Annotated in this window: 22 protein-coding genes; 10 read left to right on the top strand and 12 right to left on the bottom strand. The window is 41.8% G+C overall.

The window, feature by feature from the left end; genetic code table 11:
• Positions 1-46 precede the first annotated feature (46 nt).
• The 5 genes from VMUT_RS02445 to VMUT_RS02425 form a co-directional block, all read right to left on the bottom strand.
• Entirely contained in the window at positions 47-547 is a 501-nt protein-coding gene (locus tag VMUT_RS02445) for a hypothetical protein (protein WP_013603842.1), read from the bottom strand.
• Positions 540-1,583 carry a DNA primase catalytic subunit PriS gene (gene priS, locus VMUT_RS02440; RefSeq protein ID WP_013603841.1) on the bottom strand — a complete coding sequence of 348 codons (1,044 nt, stop codon included), beginning with the start codon at positions 1,581-1,583 and terminating at the stop codon, positions 540-542. The genes VMUT_RS02445 and priS overlap by 8 nt, the downstream gene beginning before the upstream one ends.
• Before the next feature lie 68 nt (positions 1,584-1,651).
• A complete protein-coding gene (pcn, locus tag VMUT_RS02435) occupies positions 1,652-2,407 on the bottom strand; it encodes a proliferating cell nuclear antigen (pcna) (protein ID WP_013603840.1) in 756 nt (251 codons plus the stop codon).
• Between the two features lie 77 nt (positions 2,408-2,484).
• Positions 2,485-2,787: a transcription factor S gene (locus tag VMUT_RS02430; protein ID WP_013603839.1), complete on the bottom strand. Its 303-nt coding sequence runs from the start codon at positions 2,785-2,787 to the stop codon at positions 2,485-2,487.
• A gap of 73 nt (positions 2,788-2,860) precedes the next feature.
• The gene (locus VMUT_RS02425; RefSeq protein WP_048056825.1) at positions 2,861-3,733 is read right to left on the bottom strand and encodes a DUF1028 domain-containing protein; all 873 of its coding nucleotides are present in this window, start codon (positions 3,731-3,733) and stop codon (positions 2,861-2,863) included.
• A 126-nt stretch (positions 3,734-3,859) separates the two neighbouring features.
• Between VMUT_RS02425 and VMUT_RS02420 the strand changes: the two genes are divergently transcribed.
• The 10 genes from VMUT_RS02420 (at position 3,860) to VMUT_RS02375 (ending at position 13,415) form a co-directional block, all read left to right on the top strand.
• On the top strand, positions 3,860-4,342 hold the full coding sequence (locus VMUT_RS02420) for a 30S ribosomal protein S19e (protein ID WP_013603837.1): 483 nt from the start codon (positions 3,860-3,862) through the stop codon (positions 4,340-4,342).
• 65 nt (positions 4,343-4,407) lie between these two features.
• Complete coding sequence (locus VMUT_RS02415) at positions 4,408-4,776, top strand: DNA-binding protein (RefSeq protein WP_013603836.1); 369 nt, start codon at positions 4,408-4,410, stop codon at positions 4,774-4,776.
• A 5-nt stretch (positions 4,777-4,781) separates the two neighbouring features.
• A complete protein-coding gene (locus VMUT_RS02410; RefSeq protein ID WP_048057131.1) occupies positions 4,782-4,937 on the top strand; it encodes a 50S ribosomal protein L39e in 156 nt (51 codons plus the stop codon).
• A gap of 22 nt (positions 4,938-4,959) precedes the next feature.
• Entirely contained in the window at positions 4,960-5,448 is a 489-nt protein-coding gene (locus VMUT_RS02405) for a hypothetical protein (RefSeq protein ID WP_013603834.1), read from the top strand.
• A 24-nt stretch (positions 5,449-5,472) separates the two neighbouring features.
• A complete protein-coding gene (locus VMUT_RS02400; protein ID WP_148224632.1) occupies positions 5,473-8,148 on the top strand; it encodes an ABC transporter substrate-binding protein in 2,676 nt (891 codons plus the stop codon).
• A gap of 111 nt (positions 8,149-8,259) precedes the next feature.
• Positions 8,260-9,369, top strand: a complete 1,110-nt coding sequence (locus VMUT_RS02395) for an ABC transporter permease (RefSeq protein WP_013603832.1) — start codon at positions 8,260-8,262, stop codon at positions 9,367-9,369.
• Positions 9,370-9,373: 4 nt separating this feature from the next.
• On the top strand, positions 9,374-10,795 hold the full coding sequence (locus VMUT_RS02390) for an ABC transporter permease (RefSeq protein WP_237699690.1): 1,422 nt from the start codon (positions 9,374-9,376) through the stop codon (positions 10,793-10,795).
• Between the two features lie 5 nt (positions 10,796-10,800).
• Entirely contained in the window at positions 10,801-11,781 is a 981-nt protein-coding gene (locus VMUT_RS02385; RefSeq protein WP_048057129.1) for an ABC transporter ATP-binding protein, read from the top strand.
• 74 nt (positions 11,782-11,855) lie between these two features.
• Positions 11,856-12,872, top strand: coding sequence for an ABC transporter ATP-binding protein (locus VMUT_RS02380; protein WP_013603829.1), 1,017 nt, complete (start codon positions 11,856-11,858; stop codon positions 12,870-12,872).
• Positions 12,873-12,920: 48 nt separating this feature from the next.
• Positions 12,921-13,415 (top strand): flavin reductase family protein, encoded by a 495-nt coding sequence (locus VMUT_RS02375; RefSeq protein WP_013603828.1) that lies wholly within the window; start codon positions 12,921-12,923, stop codon positions 13,413-13,415.
• Between the two features lie 107 nt (positions 13,416-13,522).
• Here VMUT_RS02375 and VMUT_RS02370 read toward each other — a convergent pair whose 3' ends face one another.
• Genes VMUT_RS02370 through VMUT_RS02340 form a run of 7 tightly spaced genes read right to left on the bottom strand, consistent with a single transcriptional unit; the run spans position 13,523 to position 18,258 of the window.
• The gene (locus VMUT_RS02370) at positions 13,523-13,840 is read right to left on the bottom strand and encodes a hypothetical protein (RefSeq protein WP_148224631.1); all 318 of its coding nucleotides are present in this window, start codon (positions 13,838-13,840) and stop codon (positions 13,523-13,525) included.
• Positions 13,837-14,433 carry an RNase P subunit p30 family protein gene (locus tag VMUT_RS02365; RefSeq protein ID WP_048056824.1) on the bottom strand — a complete coding sequence of 199 codons (597 nt, stop codon included), beginning with the start codon at positions 14,431-14,433 and terminating at the stop codon, positions 13,837-13,839. The genes VMUT_RS02370 and VMUT_RS02365 overlap by 4 nt, the downstream gene beginning before the upstream one ends.
• Before the next feature lie 5 nt (positions 14,434-14,438).
• Complete coding sequence (locus tag VMUT_RS02360) at positions 14,439-14,852, bottom strand: RNA-binding domain-containing protein (protein WP_013603825.1); 414 nt, start codon at positions 14,850-14,852, stop codon at positions 14,439-14,441.
• A gap of 13 nt (positions 14,853-14,865) precedes the next feature.
• Complete coding sequence (locus tag VMUT_RS02355; RefSeq protein ID WP_013603824.1) at positions 14,866-15,444, bottom strand: 50S ribosomal protein L15e; 579 nt, start codon at positions 15,442-15,444, stop codon at positions 14,866-14,868.
• Between the two features lie 37 nt (positions 15,445-15,481).
• Positions 15,482-16,015, bottom strand: a complete 534-nt coding sequence (locus VMUT_RS02350) for a hypothetical protein (protein WP_013603823.1) — start codon at positions 16,013-16,015, stop codon at positions 15,482-15,484.
• Positions 16,012-16,962: a THUMP domain-containing protein gene (locus VMUT_RS02345; protein WP_013603822.1), complete on the bottom strand. Its 951-nt coding sequence runs from the start codon at positions 16,960-16,962 to the stop codon at positions 16,012-16,014. Before VMUT_RS02345 ends, VMUT_RS02350 begins: the two co-directional genes overlap by 4 nt.
• A 57-nt stretch (positions 16,963-17,019) precedes the next feature.
• Positions 17,020-18,258 (bottom strand): M20 family metallo-hydrolase, encoded by a 1,239-nt coding sequence (locus tag VMUT_RS02340; protein ID WP_013603821.1) that lies wholly within the window; start codon positions 18,256-18,258, stop codon positions 17,020-17,022.
• Between the last annotated feature and the right edge of the window lie 72 nt (positions 18,259-18,330).

Here is an 18,330-nt window from a genome sequence, read left to right as displayed (position 1 = left end):
AGAAGCTCGGGGAAAACCCCCTTTTATTTTTTTACCTCCGTTGTTTTTAACGCACAATATCAATTACACTCCTACGTAGTAACTCCTCAGCATCACTTCTCGGTATTGCTGCGATGTCAAATTGCGAAAATGGTCCAATAGTCACTAAACGAACACTATAGAGCACGGGAAATCCCTTCTTAAAGGATATTATTGCTAATCCCTGGGCCTCGCTCTTTGGTGCCTCAGTAATTCTTAGCTCGAGTAATGGCATGAGAAACCTTCTCTCCTCCATAAACAATGCGTCTTGCGGTATCTCCTTATTAGTCTCATAGTACCTCATTATTTTCTCAATTCTCTTTCTAATAAGTGCTGCAATGGTTTCTCTAACCATTGTTCTTGTGGATTCAATCAATTCCTTATCAAGTACATTACCACTCATTAACAACCTATTATTCAATTCCTGCACTAACTGGGCGTATGACTCAAACGGTGGTCTCTGAATCTCCTCAGTACCTATCTCTAGTTTCGTGAAGTCTATCAACCTTCTAAGCACATCACTAATCAACTAACTCACCCCAACCACTAATTACTAGATATATACCGACATATGTGGGCACTTTAATAATACTGCCCTCATCACCCACGACATCCTCACCCAAAACCCTCCTAACTGGTACCTTCTTAATAAGCCTAAGCGTTAATGTACCCCTTCTAAATTGTATTGCCTTATCAATAATAAAATCAGCACCCCTCTCTAGATCACTTGGACCTACCTTAACGACTCTAAGCCCTGTCTTACCATGCAATGAATTAGGCATCCTAATTAATCTATGTATGTCCATGGTCACCACCTCATCTATGTGTATGGAAAGCCTCTCACTAATTACGGAATTAAGTGTATTTAGTTTCCGAATTAAGGACTTACTCAATCTCTTCTTACTACTAAGGTTATTAAGTAATTCAGGATCCAATTCATGGATTAGGGACGCCAACCTACCACCAATACCCCTTAACCTAGCATCTATGAGAACAGCATTACCCCTGATTAGGCGTTCTATGTCAAAACCACGGAGAAGCAGGTAATCTATGATCTCCCTCCTCTCATCATCCATTAATCCCCTAATCTCAGGTAATTCAATATGTACATGATAACCCCTATGACCACTAAAGAATATCTTAATTGATGAGTCAGAGAAGCCGAAGTCCTCAATGAGGGAATCAATGAGCTTACTAACTTCATCCGTGGCATCATTTAAGCACTCAAGCGTCATTAATTCAGCACCTTGACAGTTGGGTGTTGGTAAGTGATCACCATCAATGTCAAAAATCAAGTCAGCACCTAGCCAACCCTTAGCGTCCATATCGGGGTTTGCTGGGTCATTGTAGAGCGCTGATGAGTAGTAGACGTGGGATGGCACATTACTTATTAAGTAATGCCTTAGCTCGTCGCTATTTCTAAAACTAGCATGCCTAATCATTCCCTCCTTATCGAAGAATTGAAAACCGAACTCCCTCTTCTCTAGGTCACTGGTTTCCGATAGGTCAATACCTCGATAATAATTCCTAAATAATACCTTTACTAAATCAATAAAACTGGGCATATCACATGCCGAGTACTAATCTGCATTAAAAATTATTTTTACCACTTAATTAATTATAATACTTGGTATTACTCAATCATTGGTGCTATGTAGTACGTTAACTTACCACCCATGGGAATCTCGAATGTTAGCGCAATGGGTTTTTGCGTTGCGAATTCTACCGTGACTATATCACTTATCCTATAGGCCTTTGATATTGTATCAATCAAGTAGTCAAGGCTATACTTGGCTGTTGCTGGCTCCTTGAGGTCATACTCAAACATTACCTCGCCCTCCCTCTCAAACTTAACCTCAACATCACCCTTATCACTACTTGCCGATACATAAAGACCATCATCCTTAGCATCAAACTTAACGGCATCAGCAATTACATCAGCATCCTTAAGTGCCTCATTCAATGCATCACTAGACACCTTAGCCAGTACTGTGTATACTACCTTTGGTGTTGGTAACTCCTCGGCACCAATATCAATAAGTGGGAGCGTCATTGTCCTAGATGCCTTACCAACAAGCCTAACCTTGAGCTTGCCCTCGCTTGTCTCAATACTCAATTTATCGCCTTTCCTAATTCTCCTAAGTAGCTTTTTGAAATCATCGAAATTAATGCCAATTTTAACCTCTTCATTAAGGCTTTCAGGAAACTCCTCAAAGGCCTCCCTGGGTATTAATAAATCAATCATTGCAGTCCTCGATGGGTCTAAAGCCCTTAACTTAAGCCCGTCGCTCGCTAATGTAAAGCTTGCCTCCTCAATTAGTGCCGATACTGCATCTATTATTTGCGAGAATTCCCTGGCATCTGGGTATGTTATCTTAACCTCAGACATCAATTACTACTTAGTCGCCACTTAAATATAAACTCTACATCTTCAGCAAAAACAGTATTATTTAGCGACGCTTAAGCCTACTCATATTCACGCCAAACGTACCCACACCTAGCACATTTATAAAACCTGGTTGGTGGTTCATCAGCAGCTCTCGTCTGCTGAACCCAGAAGTACGCCTCTTCATAACCACACTTAGGGCATGTCTTTTTAACCTTAGGCAGAGCCTCCTCACCAGACTTTGTTAGTACTATTGGTTTATCATCCTTCCTGGTTAATGTCGTCTTCTCAACAAGCTTCGCACTACTAACACTAACCTCCTCTTCATAACCACACTTAGGGCACTTCCAAACAGCTTTACCACCCTCCTTTGTTAGAACCATTACACTCTTACATCTCGGGCAGAATTTAATGGCCATTGCTCAAACCCACAAAACAACCTATTTATTAATCCTTCTAATCATTAATCAACAAACCCCTACGCCTAGCCTCATTAATTAAGTAGCGATAAACCGATCCCCAGATCTTATCATCATTCCTAATCTTGTTCTCGAAATTCTCGAGGCCAGCCCACGCCTTGAAGGCCTCCTCGGTTGCCTCATCCCAATTGCCATGAACATCACCATTATAAAAACCAAGCCCCTTAAGTATCCTCTGAACTGTTGATGCAACACTGGACTTTAGGATCACATCATTGGGATCCTCCCTATTCAACAACGTCAATTCCCAAATGCTGAATAACCTACGTAACTCAGCAACAGGGTCTGGGTGGTCATCTACCCTAAGATCAACGTAAGTATCGGTAAGGCCTAGGTAACCACCACTCGGCCTGAGCACCAAAATAGCGGCTGACTGCCTACCTCTCTTATCACCACCAGCTGCATCACCTGCTGATAGAGCATCAAGCAATTTATCCACTAACTCACCTCGCTTCGTCTCGAAGGCCCTAGCCATTCTCTCAAGAACACCAGGACCAGTCAATATATTGCCCTGAACTGCATAACCGCTACCCACGATATGTCCTGCATATTCAGAACACTTAGAGCCTGTATATGCGGTTGCATCACCACGTATAGAAACAACACCAACCTGTCTCTCCTCCTTATCAGAATCCTCATTTAGCGCCTTACTTAATGCATCATTGGTATTAAGGCCCGACTCAAGTAACTTAAGTATTAATGAACCCAACCTAGGGTTTGCATAACACTGTGATGCAACTGCACCAACTTTAGCCTGGGCCTGTGGTACTATTGCACCCACTGCTATGAATTTAGATGCCACGGCAATGCCAACATCAATCCCATCAGTTGCCACAATGGAGAACGTCATATAACCAAGATAAAAAGAATCTATGCTATATACTTAACTGGTATTAAGTTCATTGCTATACGTGACTGTGAATACCACGTTTAGTAAATACTTATTAACCCTAGCTATCCGCATTCTTGATCGGCCTTGGTTAGTGTTAAGGACGTACCCGCAGAATTACTAATTAGGGAATTGGCTAAGTACCTTAAGGAGAATGTGCCTCAGGTTAAGCCGCCGGACTGGGCGTTATTCGTTAAGACAGGCCCGAATAAGGATAGACCTCCAATGCAGGATGATTGGTGGTACATAAGGACCGCCGCTATTTTAAGGAAGATCTACCTAAACGGACCTGTGGGTATTGGCAGCCTTAGGATGGCATTTAGCTATAGGGCTAAGGCTGGTAGTGCCGTTAGGAGCGAGAGGACTAGGAAGGCTGGTGGCGCGGTAATAAGGAATATACTTCATCAACTTGAGACTGCTGGTCTCATAACCAAGACCAAGGCAGGTAGGGTGATAACACCCCAGGGCAAGTCATTATTAGATAAGATAGCCCTAAATACACTTAAGGAGTTAGTTAAGCAAAGACCCGAGCTCACTAAATACTTAACGCCAAAGACTACCGCTGAGTAGGTTTGTTCACGGTTAAGATCCCAAGGTTTAAGGTTAATAAATAGGTTTACTGCCTTTGTTATGCCATGTCTATTGACGAGAATTACGGAGAGGAGGAAGGTAGTGATCAAGAAATGAGTGAGGATGAACTTGAAGCCATTAGGCAGAAGAAGCTTCAGGATCTTCAGAAACAAATGGAGGAGGAAAGGAAAAGACAGGAATTAGCTGCCCAGAGGAGAGCCGTGCTCAGGGTGATACTAACGCCTGAGGCCAGGGAGAGGCTTGATAATCTTAGGGTTGTTAAGCCCGAACTTGTCGAGGCTCTTGAACAACAATTAATAACATTAGCCCAATCCGGCAGAGTCAAAGTGCCCATTACGGATGAAGACCTCAAGAAGATACTGGAAACAATTTATAAACAGACCCATAGAGAGTTCAGGATAAGGTATAGGTGAGGGATATGGCCAGGAATAAACCACTGGGTAAGAAGTTAAGACTTGCGGCTGCGAATAAGTCAAATAGGGCACCACCGATTTGGGTAACTGCCAAGACTGACAGAAAGGTTTTAACAAATCCAGCGAGAAGACTTTGGAGAAGAACAAAACTTAAGGTGTAAAAATAAAATTAAGTGCTTTGTAATGATTAGTGAAATCCTTAGAGATAGGTTTATAGTTGCCGCCTACATCATTGGTATAGTCACGATTATACTGGCCATTTACATAATACTGAACCCATTTAATACGCATTATTATTATAGTGGGCCTGCCATTAATGGTTCATTTACCGTGAATCCATCGGAAATAGTCTTTATAATGTTAAGGACAAATAATAGTAATCTAAACACTAACATAACTATAATTAAGTGGATACCTGAAACGAACATAACACTGACACTTTACTATATGGTAAACCTAGGCCCTTATCAATTAAAGGAACTAAACTTCACAACAATAACCAACCTTAATTTAGCGTCAATGGGTAGAGGGCAAGTTACCATTATTGGTATTTATAGACCTGAAATTATTAATGTATTAACAATTATACTCACAATATTATTTATATTGGTAATAGCATTATTAATAATTGGATTTACAGAATCAATAATTAATATACATGGAAAAGTTTAAAAACTTAATCCAAAATAACATGATATGCCTAAACAAAGGAGGATGACAAACTACGTATCCATACTTATGGCAGTAACTCTGATCGCAGCCATACTAGTAATAGGCCTTGTTGTTAATGCCCAACAAACAATGCCATCAACAGTAAACCTGTACGAAGTCACGCCAACAGAGGCCGTTCAATACTTCACATCAAGCAAAATAGATGTTTATCTAAACCCATTTGCGCTACCGCCCAATGTATTATCGCAGTTAAGTACGACACCTGGTATTCAGATGGTTAGTCCATCATTAACGTCAGGCTTCGACCTACTATTCAACCCATATCCAAGCAATACTACGTTTAATCCGTTTGCTTATTGGCAATTCAGGTTCTTAATGAATTACCTAGTTGATAGGCACGCAATAATTACCCAGGTCTTTTCAGGCTATGCAACACCCGTATATAACTGGCCTGGGCCCTTCGCAATAGACAGCCAACTCCTAATTCAGCCAATGGTTGTGCAGGCAAACATTCACTATGACCCAACCTACGTTAATCAATCAATCTTCGCCCTCTTCCAGGCAATAAACACAACGTCGAACTTCGACGGTATGTATAATCCATGGGTTGGCAGGATACTATACATTAACCACCAGTGGTACTACATACCACCAAACAGTACAACCCCACAGCCTGTTACAATAATATTCTTCATTAGGAAGGATGATCCATTCAGATACGCCATTGGTCAATTATTTATGTCTGAACTCCAGGATGTGGGCTTTACCGTTAAACCGATATACGGCGACTTATCAGAGGCGTTAACAATAGTTTATGGTTCGAACCCAGCACAAATGGAGTGGCAGATATACACCGAGGCTTGGACAATATACGCAGAGCCCTGGGATACCTATGCTGGTGCATCATTCTGTGCCTCATGGACTGGCGACATGCCCGGTTGGGGCGTTACTGGTTATTGGCAGTATAGTAACTCAACAATTGACACAATAACCATGTGGGCCACTACGGGCAACTTCACATCACTGCAGCAATTCGAGAGTTACTCAGAGACCTCACTATACGACTGCTTCCAGCAGGCTGTTAGGGTATGGCTCGTTGCAGCCACATTCCCATACCCAATACAGAACTTAACCAACTGGATGCCAAGCATATTCGGCCTTGAGTGGCCTCTAGGCATTAAGTTCGCATACTCAACGACTCATCCCAATGTGCTTAATGTCGGCATGTTCCACGTTAGTGAATTCCCATGGAATAACTTCGGATGGTTCGTCTCAATAGATACCTACTCATATGACGTCATTCAGGAGTTCACGAGCGATCCATTCGCCTTCTACAACCCATTCACTGGCGAGCCAATGCCAATTAGGGGTGCTTGGAATGCAATACTAAGCCCGAATGGTTCAGCAGTATTCCCAGTACCGTCTAACGCAGTCTTTTGGAATGCAACTACTAAGCAGTGGCAAGATGTTGGTCCTGGACAGTACGCCAAATCCATCGTTTACCTGTACTTCAACGGTACATGGCTTGGCCAGTACTGGCAGGATGGTCAACCAATAACCATGGCTGACATAATCTACTACTACTACACATGGTTTGACCTAGCGGCAACAACGACAACTGGAGCACCAGACCTAGGCCCTAACCAAGCAACCGCGAGCGATGTTGGTGGTATAATATCACCAACAGTAAGCTCAATTGTTGGTATGCAGTTCTTCCCGAATGGCACGGTGGTGATTTACGGCAACTACTGGTTCCCAGACCCCAACTTCGTGGCAGCTTACTATGCACCTGGCTTCCCATCATTTGCTAATCCATGGGTTGACCTCGCCCTTGAGTTCTACGCATATCAGCAGGGTAAGTACGCATTCACGAGTGGTGAGGCTCAGTCACTGAGTATACCAGAGGCTGACTTCAGGTCATCATCATTTAACCAATACCTAGCAAGCGTACTACAGAACTGGATTAAGACTGGGTACATATGGGATAATGGTTCGTGGGCTATAATAAATGGTCAGAACTTCCTTGGATCAAATGCAACTGCAACGGCTATACAGGACTATGAGGACGCCCTTAACTTCTACAGCACATATGGTAATCTCTGGATTAGTAATGGACCGTACATACTAAAGAGTATAACCACGGTAACGCCACAGTCAGCCATACTCGTTAGTTGGAGTAGCTATCCGTACAACTACACGTATTGGTTTAACCAAGTCTTCGTTAAGTTGGGCGTTACATCAGTACCAACGAACTTAATACCAAGTATATCCTCAGTGTCCCCGTCAACAATAACTGCCAATACCACAGCCACATTAACGGTAAGCATAAGTGCTGTTGGTAATCCAGAGGCCTATGTATACCTGGTTAACCCAGCCACTGGGCAGATTATCTATGAGACACTTGCATCATCAACAACACCTGGAACTTTAACAATAACAATACCGAGTAACGTAACTGCAACACTGACACCAGGTACCTATGAATTATTGTTATATGCGTTCACTAATGTCGTGAAGATACCTACTCAGTACGTAACATCACTAACGGTATCACCACCTCCGCCACCACCTCCACCGCCACCTCCACCGCCCAAGAAGACACCAGCAATGAGCACAACATTATTAATAGCTATAATAGTGATTATAGTTGTGATAATAGTTGCGGTTGGTGCTTGGCTGGCTATTAGGAGAAGAAGATAATTATTTTTGTAAAACGATAAAATTAATCAAAATTCTTTCTTATATTTATTCTAGATTGGGCTACATAACGTTAGTAAGGCTTAAATAACGCGAGAAGTTTCTTCAAGTTCGATGGGTCTTGCAAGGACGCTTGCCGTTAGAGCAGCAACGCTGGTTGTTTTGTTATTTATAGTGCTCTTCGTAATATCCTTTGCCCTAGCTGGACCTGCATCAAAGATACTTAAGGATGAGATAATGATGGAGACAAAGTCCATAATAATGAACTTAATGCTTCATGGTCACTACAACTCAACACAGATACAGCAATTACAAACACAAATAATGACCGAATTGGAGAGCGCCTACGGACTTAATAAACCACCTGCGATTAGGACCCTCTACATAATGTATAATATGATTGTTTTTAATTGGGGTTACTCATACTTCCCAAGTGAGTATGGTAATGTTGGTGGTGGTAAGGTTGTTGATATAATATTATCTGCATTACCTGGTACAATACTCCTCGATACCTTTGGCATATTGCTAAGCGCATTTATAGGTATTGAGATAGGGCTTAGATCAGCCCTTAAATATGGTTCTAAATCCGATAGAGTAGTTATGTACTACGCAGCATTAGCTAATGGCATACCTCAGTGGTGGTTGGGTATTGTCATGCTACTGATATTCTCATTTTACCTAGCACAAATGCACTCACCGATTTCCTTCCCAACAGGCGGTATAATAAGTCCTAAGTACTACGAATTGTGGCTAACAGACCCAGTTAAGGTATTTACAATACCGCAGGCAGTCCTTGACTTACTATGGCACTTCACACTGCCTCTCATAACTGTGCTAATAATTAATATTGGTAGTTGGGCCTATTTCGCAAGGACTGTGGTACTTAATATTTCTCAGGAGGATTTCGTAACCTTTGCGAAGATTAAGGGATTACCCGAGAATCACGTGGTAAATAGGTATATACTCAGGCCTGCTGCTCCTTCAATATTAACGAGTATCTTCATAACAATACCATTCATAATATTCGGTGGCTTCCTGGTCACGGAGATGGTGTTTCATTGGTGGGGATTGGGTTATGTATATAACATTGCAATTGTTGGTTCTCCAACACCTGATCTACCCGTCGTAGTTGCGCTTACGTATGCCTCAACACTACTCTATATCGTGATAATATTCATAATGGAAATTGTTTATATAATGCTTGATCCAAGGCTTAGGGAGTAAGGTGATGAGCATGGCAAAGAAGCAGCGTGAGTTTAGGATCCTAGGGATGACCCCCAGCGAGATTACTAAGGAGTTCTTCTCGTCAAGTACTGGTAAGATATCCGCTGCGCTATTCATAATATTGGTAGTAGTATCAATGTATGCACTTATTGTTTTACCACCGAACTTTGCAAGTGTGTGGAATAATCCAAAGTATTGGCAATTAAATCCGCAATACGCGCCACCAGCTTGGATTAACTCATTGATAGGCCCAGTATATTCACCCCAGGTTTATGTTCATGATTATACATACGCAGTACAGCAGCAGAATGGCGTGACCTATATTACTGTGACATTTAATGTTAATTATGAGTATGATAAACCATGGAGCGAGATCTTTATTGTTATTAATAACCCAGCTATATATAGCATGCCTCAACCTCCTGTGTTATCAGTAACGGTTTATAGACCCGATGGAAGCAAAATAACACTTGGTCCCTTGCCAATTAATAGTAGAGTAACCACGTTTGGCGTGGCTTCTGAGGTTATAAGCCAGGTTAACCTATTCTATAATGAGGAATACCATGTAAGTAGTATAGTGCCTACTGGGTCCTCGGCTACGCCATACATATTTTACACAATTAACAATGGTAAATTAACACCATTAAAGGGAACATATAAGTTTGACTTTGTCTTTTACGTATTCTCACAGAACTCATCAGTAATTAATAGAAATAACTTAGAAATAGTACTTCAGGGGCAGACATATGGTTTAATGGGTACTGATAATGAGGGTCATGACCTATGGCTTGGGTTATTGGCTGGCTTCCCAATAGACCTAGCTGTTGGACTGCTCTCTGCATTAATAATAGTAGTGATAGCAGTAATAATTGGTATTGTTGCTGGATTTTACGGTGGATTAACCGATGAATCCCTAATGAGACTCACGGATTTCGTAATATTACTACCTGCCTTTCCATTATTAATAGTCTTCTCAGTTCTGTTTGGTTGGAGTATTTGGGATGCCGTGATATTCTTAGCAATTGTATCCTGGGGCGCGTCGGCTAGGATTATTAGGGCTATGATTATGCAGATAAGGAGTGCCCAGTACATAGAGTCAGCCGTAATAGCTGGCGCAAGTAGGATGTGGATATTGAGGAATCACATTCTACCTCAGATAATTCCATACATACTTTACCTGCTGGTCACGAATGTACCCGGTGCAATATTAACGTTAGCCTCCATAAACTTCCTCGGCTTAGCAGGCTCAGAATACCCAACATGGGGTATGCTCCTCTATTATGCTGATGAATTTGGTGCATTAACATCAGGTTACTGGTGGTGGGTAATACCACCTGGTCTACTTGTTGCTTTCGTGGCAGTGGTATTTATATTAACCGCAATGGCCTCAGAACCCGTGGTTAATCCAAGGCTTAGATATGGGTGATGAGCATGGTATTGCTTGATGTTAGAAACGTAAAGCTTTACTACACCACGACTAAGGGTATCGTTAAGGCTGTTGATAACATATCCTTTGAGTTAGACGAGGGAGAGACCCTAGCAATAGTTGGTGAGTCGGGCAGTGGAAAATCAACACTTGCTAAGTTACTTGTTAGAGTTTGGGAGAGGAATGTATCCCTTGTTGATGGTGAGATATACCTAGAGGGTAAGGAAATACTTCACATGCCTGAGGAGGAGTTTAGGAGAGAGATTAGGTGGAAGAGGATTGCAATGGTACCTCAAGCATCAATGAATGCCTTGAATCCCGTGATCAAGATAGGTGATCAAATGACAGAACCGTTACTATTACAGGGAACTGGTAAAGATGAGGCTTTGAAAATGGCCATGGATGCCCTAGAATCCGTCGGATTACCCAGAGATTTAGTGAATAGATATCCGCATCAACTTAGTGGTGGTATGAAACAGAGGGTGATAATAGCCATGTCAATAATGGCCCATCCGAAGGTCGTAATTCTTGATGAACCCACATCAGCACTCGACGTAATAACCCAAGCAAACATAATGAATCTACTTAAGAAACTTAAGTGGGAGTATAAACTGTCATACATATTCATAACCCATGATCTCTCATTGGCAAGTGAGCTCGCAGATTCAGTGGCAATAATGTATGCTGGAAAACTTGTGGAAATTGGTGGCGCCGAGGATATTTATACGAACCCAAGCCACCCATATACCCAGGGCTTAATATCTAGCGTGCCCACACTGAGAACTGACAAGACACTATCATTCATACCTGGCGAAGTACCAAGCCTAATTAATCCGCCAAGTGGTTGTAGATTTCATCCAAGATGCCCATTCTATAAGGATAGGGATTACCTAAAGGGTCTTTGTGACGAGAAGGAACCACCTATGGTGGAACTCGAGGGTAAGGCAAGCAGGAAGCACCTTGTGGCTTGTTGGTTATATAAATAATTTATAAGCAAATAAATTATAAATGCAAATATAGGTTAGATTTTTAAGCAATCCCTGAAAGGCATAATCGCTATATGCCTGGGGTTTTTGAGGACACACCATGGGTTAGGAAGGATAGCCTTGTCATTGCCCATAGATTGAGAACTTACTATACCATAAAGCCCGGCCTATTTGCAAAGCCCAGGTATGTTAAGGCTGTTGATGATATTAGCCTAAGCATTGATAGAGGCATTACATTGGCAATAGTTGGTGAGTCGGGCAGTGGAAAGACAACATTAGGTAGGACATTGATCAGGCTTCTTGAGCCAATATCTGGTGAAGTATACTTTGATGACAATGATATAACGCATATGAAGGAAGAGGAATTGAAGAAAATAGGATTTAGAAGGAGAGTTAGTATGGTATTTCAAGACCCATATTCAAGCCTTAACCCATTCCACAGCATACACTTTATACTTGAGGAACCACTCATGGTACAGGGAATATCCATGAAAGAAAGAGAAGAAAGAATATACAGAGCCCTTGAGGAGGTTAAGTTAACACCACCTGAGGATTTCGTGAACAAGTACCCACACATGCTCAGTGGTGGCCAGAGACAGAGGGTTGCCATTGCGAGGGCAATAATAACGGACCCGGACTACATAGTCGCTGATGAGCCCGTATCAATGCTTGATGCATCAATAAGGGTTGAGATACTAACTATACTTAAGGATATTCAGCAAAGGCATAAGATGGCATTCATGTACATAACCCACGACATATCAACCGCGAAGTACTTCAGCGACTACATACTGATAATGTATGCGGGGCAATTTGCTGAGTATGGGCCATTTAGGGATGTGGTTAAGAATCCGCTTCATCCATATGCTCAATCACTCATTGAGGCAATACCAGACCCGGACCCAAGCAATAGGTTGAGGGAAAGGAAGGTAGCTCCTGGTGAACCGCCCAACTTAGCCAATCCACCGACTGGCTGTAGGTTTCATCCAAGATGCCCATATGCAATGGATATTTGCAAGAAACAAGAACCACCAGTTGTTGAGGCAAGGCCTGGCGTCTTCGTTAAATGCTGGTTATATGTTAAGAGATAATTAGCACAGGATTAAAGATTTTAATAATAATACGTTATTAATGCCGTAATGACCATATCCAGTGAATTACTCAAGGCTGTAATGAGGAATTATCCAACAGGCGTTACAATAGTGACAACAACCTATAATGATGAATATTACGGATTAACTGTTAATTCATTTACATCGTTATCGCTTGATCCACCACTTGTGCTCATAGCTATTGATAAGAGGCTCGCAAGTCATGAGGCAATTGATAAGTCAAATGTCTATGCGGTGAACATACTATCTGATGATATGAAGGATTTAGCCATTAAATTCGCAACAGCGCCTAGGGAGGAGAGATTTAGTGGATTGAAAGTAAAAACTGCAAAGACGGGCTCTCCAATAATTGAAGGAGCAATTGCATATCTAGATTGTAAGGTTGTTGCTAAATACCCAGGTGGCGACCATACTATATTCATTGGTGAAATTCTTGATGCCCAGATAATGAACAATAAAGTTCCATTAATATATTATAACAGGGGTTATTATAGTATTAAACAGGCAGTACCAATACCATAATTAGGTCTCAGCTGATAAAGCCATTTAAATAAGCGGGCTAACTCCAGTACTAATGATGATGGGTATCAAAACTGAGTAATGAAGAGCTCACGACGAGCTGATTAGCCTTACTCTACGAACTCATTAAATAGGTAGGGAACCGATGATGCAATTGCCAAGGCCTTCCTTATAGTACCAGTTACCTTCACAGTAATTACCGTAATATCACTTTCTCTACCAGCCATGATGACCGCGGATCTCAAGTACTTAAGTAAGTTACTAGGTACTTGAATCACAACCCTGCCCTTACCCTCATACTTAGCAATTACCTTTAATTCAGAACCTATTGCATCCTTACCTGAGAATAACCTAAACCAACTATTTAAATCAGTAATTACCTTATCAATAGAATCCCCCGGATAAACATCCACAATCACGTACATCATAGACAAACACCCCTCCTATATAACGCATCAACTAATAACTCATAAGGATTCTCACTAATTAGGGGCTTAGCATCAACACCAGTTAATACCCTAATTAATTCCACGATATCCCTAGGATTCCTAACATCAGACACCTTACTTATGCCCTGTGATACCACGATTCTAAGTCCATCGATTGTTGAGTAGTCATTGATTACATCCCTTAAAAACGCAAGTCCAGATTCGCCATTACTCACAATTGGGTTTATGACAATCTCCAATGCCTTACCTTCCCTGGCCATGGCCCTAGCCTGAGCCTTTGATGGCAGGACCTTCCTATTGACTTCATTAACCGTTATTGCGTCAATCCTATCATCACTTATTAACTTATTAAGGGCAAACCTGCTCCATGGTACTACGGACACTAAGTCAAAACTCCTGGACAAACCTATTTTCCAGGCGCTTCCCTTTGTAATCACGAGCTTCCTGAATGCAGGTAATTCCTCGATGTCATTGTTTCCACTAATTATCAATGCCACTAAACCATAACCAAGCCTCTTTAATAGGCTAATTAATCTCCTGTCCGCTGAACCCAAATGCAATTCTACAAACATTGTTTTTACCATAACTTACAAACCTCATTAATAAATTGCATAGCATCAACACCCGTAATCTTAATCCTAACCCTAATCACGTCATCTCCGTCACTAAGCACAATACGCCCCATCACAAACTCCTGCTTATCAAACCTAAGGAAAACATTCCCAGAATCATCTACCCTACTCACCGCAGTCCTCAGAAGGTAATCCCTATTTGTAAGTGATGAACATACGTACTTAATGATACTCATGGCAAGCTCCTCATTTTTAATGGATGATTGAACCTTATATATTGGATTACCGTAATGTCCATAAAGCACTTCTATAACTATTGGTGCTTTATCTGTTAATAACCTTACAAGGTAATTAACGGTCTTATCAAGATCCTCAGTTGCATGGAGAATAACCTCAAGATCTAATTGAACAATCGCCATAAAAGATAAGAATTTATGATTGCTGGGATTGAGATTGCTGAGACTGCTCAGCCTTCTTCCTTAATCTCTCAATCAACTTCCTCTGTCTCTCCCTCAGCCTTCTCCTCCTACGTCCCTCCTTATCCTCCTTACCAACGAGCCACGCAAAGTCTGAGTCGCTCCTAATGGCTGGATGGCTTGGATCTACAAGAATAACCTCATACCATACGTACGTGCCATCCTCACCAACCCAGTATGAACCGAGAACCTCCATGTTCGGGTACTTCCTGGCAGCCCTTTCTTCAGCAATTAACTGGAGACTCTTGCTAGTGGTTATTCCATAAACACCCATTCTCTTCGGTCTCCTACCACTGTTCGGTCTTCTCCTGTTGAATGGACCCCTCCTAAGCCTGACCCTAACAACTATTATGCCCTGCTTAGCCTTATAACCATACTGCCTAGCCTTGTTAATCCTCGTGGGTTTCTCAACCCTAACAATAGATGGTTCCCTACGCCACTCTATCAATCTCTGCTTCATGATCACGTCCCAAATCCAGCTACTCCTGGCTCCAGCCCACGCCTCAGCTAAATAGTGATAAAGTCCCCTCGCCATCAAGACCAGGTTATGAGTGGGTATTAAAAACATTATGCTAACCAAGCACGTTCTCGCAGGGTCTCCTCAAATCAAGGGCTAAATCCCTCAGGGCATCGCCCTCAATACCACCTTCCTTAAGTGACAACTCTCTAAACGCCACTGAGAGTAGCACTGCAGCATCCATATCCTGATAGGCATTGACCAACCTTATTAACTCATTAAACAAGTCCCTCAACTTCACTATTAAGTAATCACCAAATAGCACGTATTCGTTGCTCATACCGTATAACTCACCTATTAATCGCCTACCCTTATCAGTGACCTTGACCATTAACCTACCGTTTATTGTTCTTAACTCGATCAATCCCTCACTAGCAAGAGCACTCAAGTCACTTAGTATGGACTTACTGTTTATTGGCGGTTGCTCGAACACGTATCTAACAATATATGATGCCAAGTAAGTTATCAACAACAATCTATATAGACTTATTGATGAACCTCTCGAGTACCAAGCCATAAATAACAACGCATACTTACTAGGAAGCGCCTTGAACCTACCACGCCCTACATTAACTTCCGGGAGCATCATTGATTCATTAACCACGTTGTGTATATAACACTAATGCCGTAAGCCAACGCAATAGTAGTCCTCATAGGATGACCAGTCATGGGCCCAAGCCTAATTTCATACATCGCCCTGCCCCTCAGGTTCAGGCTAACATCATCGTACTCATTACCAAGTATCAAGCCAATCCTCAACCCCTTACTAAACGCCTCCCTACTCACCTCAATCAACTTCCTCTCATTGTAGTTGGCATGCATTGACAACACAATGGGTATGTCAATGCCATTCAACGCCTCATCAATATTCACAATCCTAACCCTAGGTAAGGAACCAAGTCTCAAAGCTCTAAACGCCCTATCAACAATTAATGGATTAGTTATTAACCTAATCTCAATACCTAATGCATGACTTAATTGTACTAGATCCATCGCTTCGTAAACCTCCTTAGGACCATCAACAATACCAACCACACGATTCACCCAATCACTCGGTATTGCCTCCCTCCTCTTACGGAATAAATCTCTTGTTGAATGAGCAACTATGAAGGAGTCATCCCTAACCTCAACATACACTATGTAATCAGGATCCTCCAAATCCACCCTAGCGAACTGAGCAAGGTATTCACCAAGCTTTTTTGCAAGCTCGATACTAGTCACTGGGTACTTCTTATCCATCCTTCTAACAACGACCTTAAATGTACCATCTCCATTACCAATAAGGCCCAGCAACGTCTCTTTAGCCACTACGAATAGGGTATCTAGGTCCCTACTAATTATTTGATCTATTATCGATATATGACCAACATAGTTAATATCCCTAAGCATTGTTAGAATATTTGTATCGCAATCGCTCAGGTCAATAATACATTTATTACGACCACACTCAACGATTTGACCACAGTTAATCCTAGCTAGTAAATCGTATGGGTTTATACTCCTTGCATATGGTTCAAGTGTTATTAAAGCCCTCATTTTTACCTACGGTTAGGCTAGAGAATTATGGATTTAAAAGGGTATGGATCGTACTTACTATGGTTCCGTAAGTAATGACACCACTACAGTCTTTATGTCATTTATAACATCAGTAAGGAGCACATGCTCATCAGGTGCGTGAGCCGTTTCCTTGGAGGTCATCCAAACGGCCACGGGTATACCTCGGGCCCTTAAGTAACGTGCGTATGTACCACCACCAATACCCATTAACCTGGGCTCTAGTCCTCTGACAACTCTTATTGCCTTAGATAGTCTCCTAACAATCTCACTATCTGCACTGGTTGGTTGCACGGGATCATCCCTACTAATAACCTCAATATCGACCCTACAACCATGTGAACTACAGTAATTACTTGCCGTATCCTTAATAATCTTAAGAACATCATCGATGTTGTACTTAGGCAATATCCTACAGTCAATATAGAATACGTGCCTACCGGGTATTGTGTTTACATTCCCTACATTAGGTTCTACCTTAGTTGGTTCAAAGGTCGACTTCGGTGGTATGAATAAGGCATCCTCATGGTTAAACGTTTCGTGCAACTTCCTGTCTATTTCGAGCGTTAATTCACTACCAAGCCTATAGGCATTGAGGCCAAGCTCAGGGAGCGAGGCATGTGCTTGCTTCCCGTAAACAGTCACTTTAACCCAAAGTATTCCCTTCTCGGCAATCTCTATCATTGTGCCATCAGCATTACCAGCATCAGGCACAACAACTAAGTCCCTACCTGTTATTAGATTCGGCTCCTTATCAATAACATACCGAATACCGTACTTACTATTAACCTCCTCATCACTTGCCAGTATAAGTCCATAGTTAATTGGTGGCTTAATACCAAGCTCCCTAAGCACCTTACCAACGGTGATTCCCATGACTATTCCCTGTCCATCATCCTCAACACCCCTGCCATAAATAGTATCACTAACCACCGTGGCCTTAAATGGATCATAACTCCACAAAGACCTATCACCCTCAGGCACAGTATCCATGTGTGCAATAACCCAGTAGGTCCTTGACATATCAAGCCCTTTTATCAGGGCTACTATGTTCGGCCTTGAACCCCTACTAACCCTGTTATCAGAAGCCTCTATAACCTTAACCTCATCAAAGTATTTTCTAACCACATTCAATAGGTAATTAGCCCTATCCCACTCACCATCACCTCCATTCTCAGGAGCTAGTGCCTTTATTGGTATGAATTCCCTGTATAGTGTGATTACGAATTCTCTTTGATTGTCAGCGTATTTCAGTACCTCGTTTAAATCATTTACCATACTCACGGAAAGCTAAAACTAGGGCTTATTATTTAGTTTTTATGTTATGTTTAGCGTTGTTATTTTACGTTG

The sequence above is a fragment of the Vulcanisaeta moutnovskia 768-28 genome (genome assembly GCF_000190315.1).
Classification (GTDB): Archaea; Thermoproteota; Thermoprotei; order Thermoproteales; family Thermocladiaceae; genus Vulcanisaeta; species Vulcanisaeta moutnovskia.
This window is presented reverse-complemented; position numbering and strand designations above follow the sequence as displayed.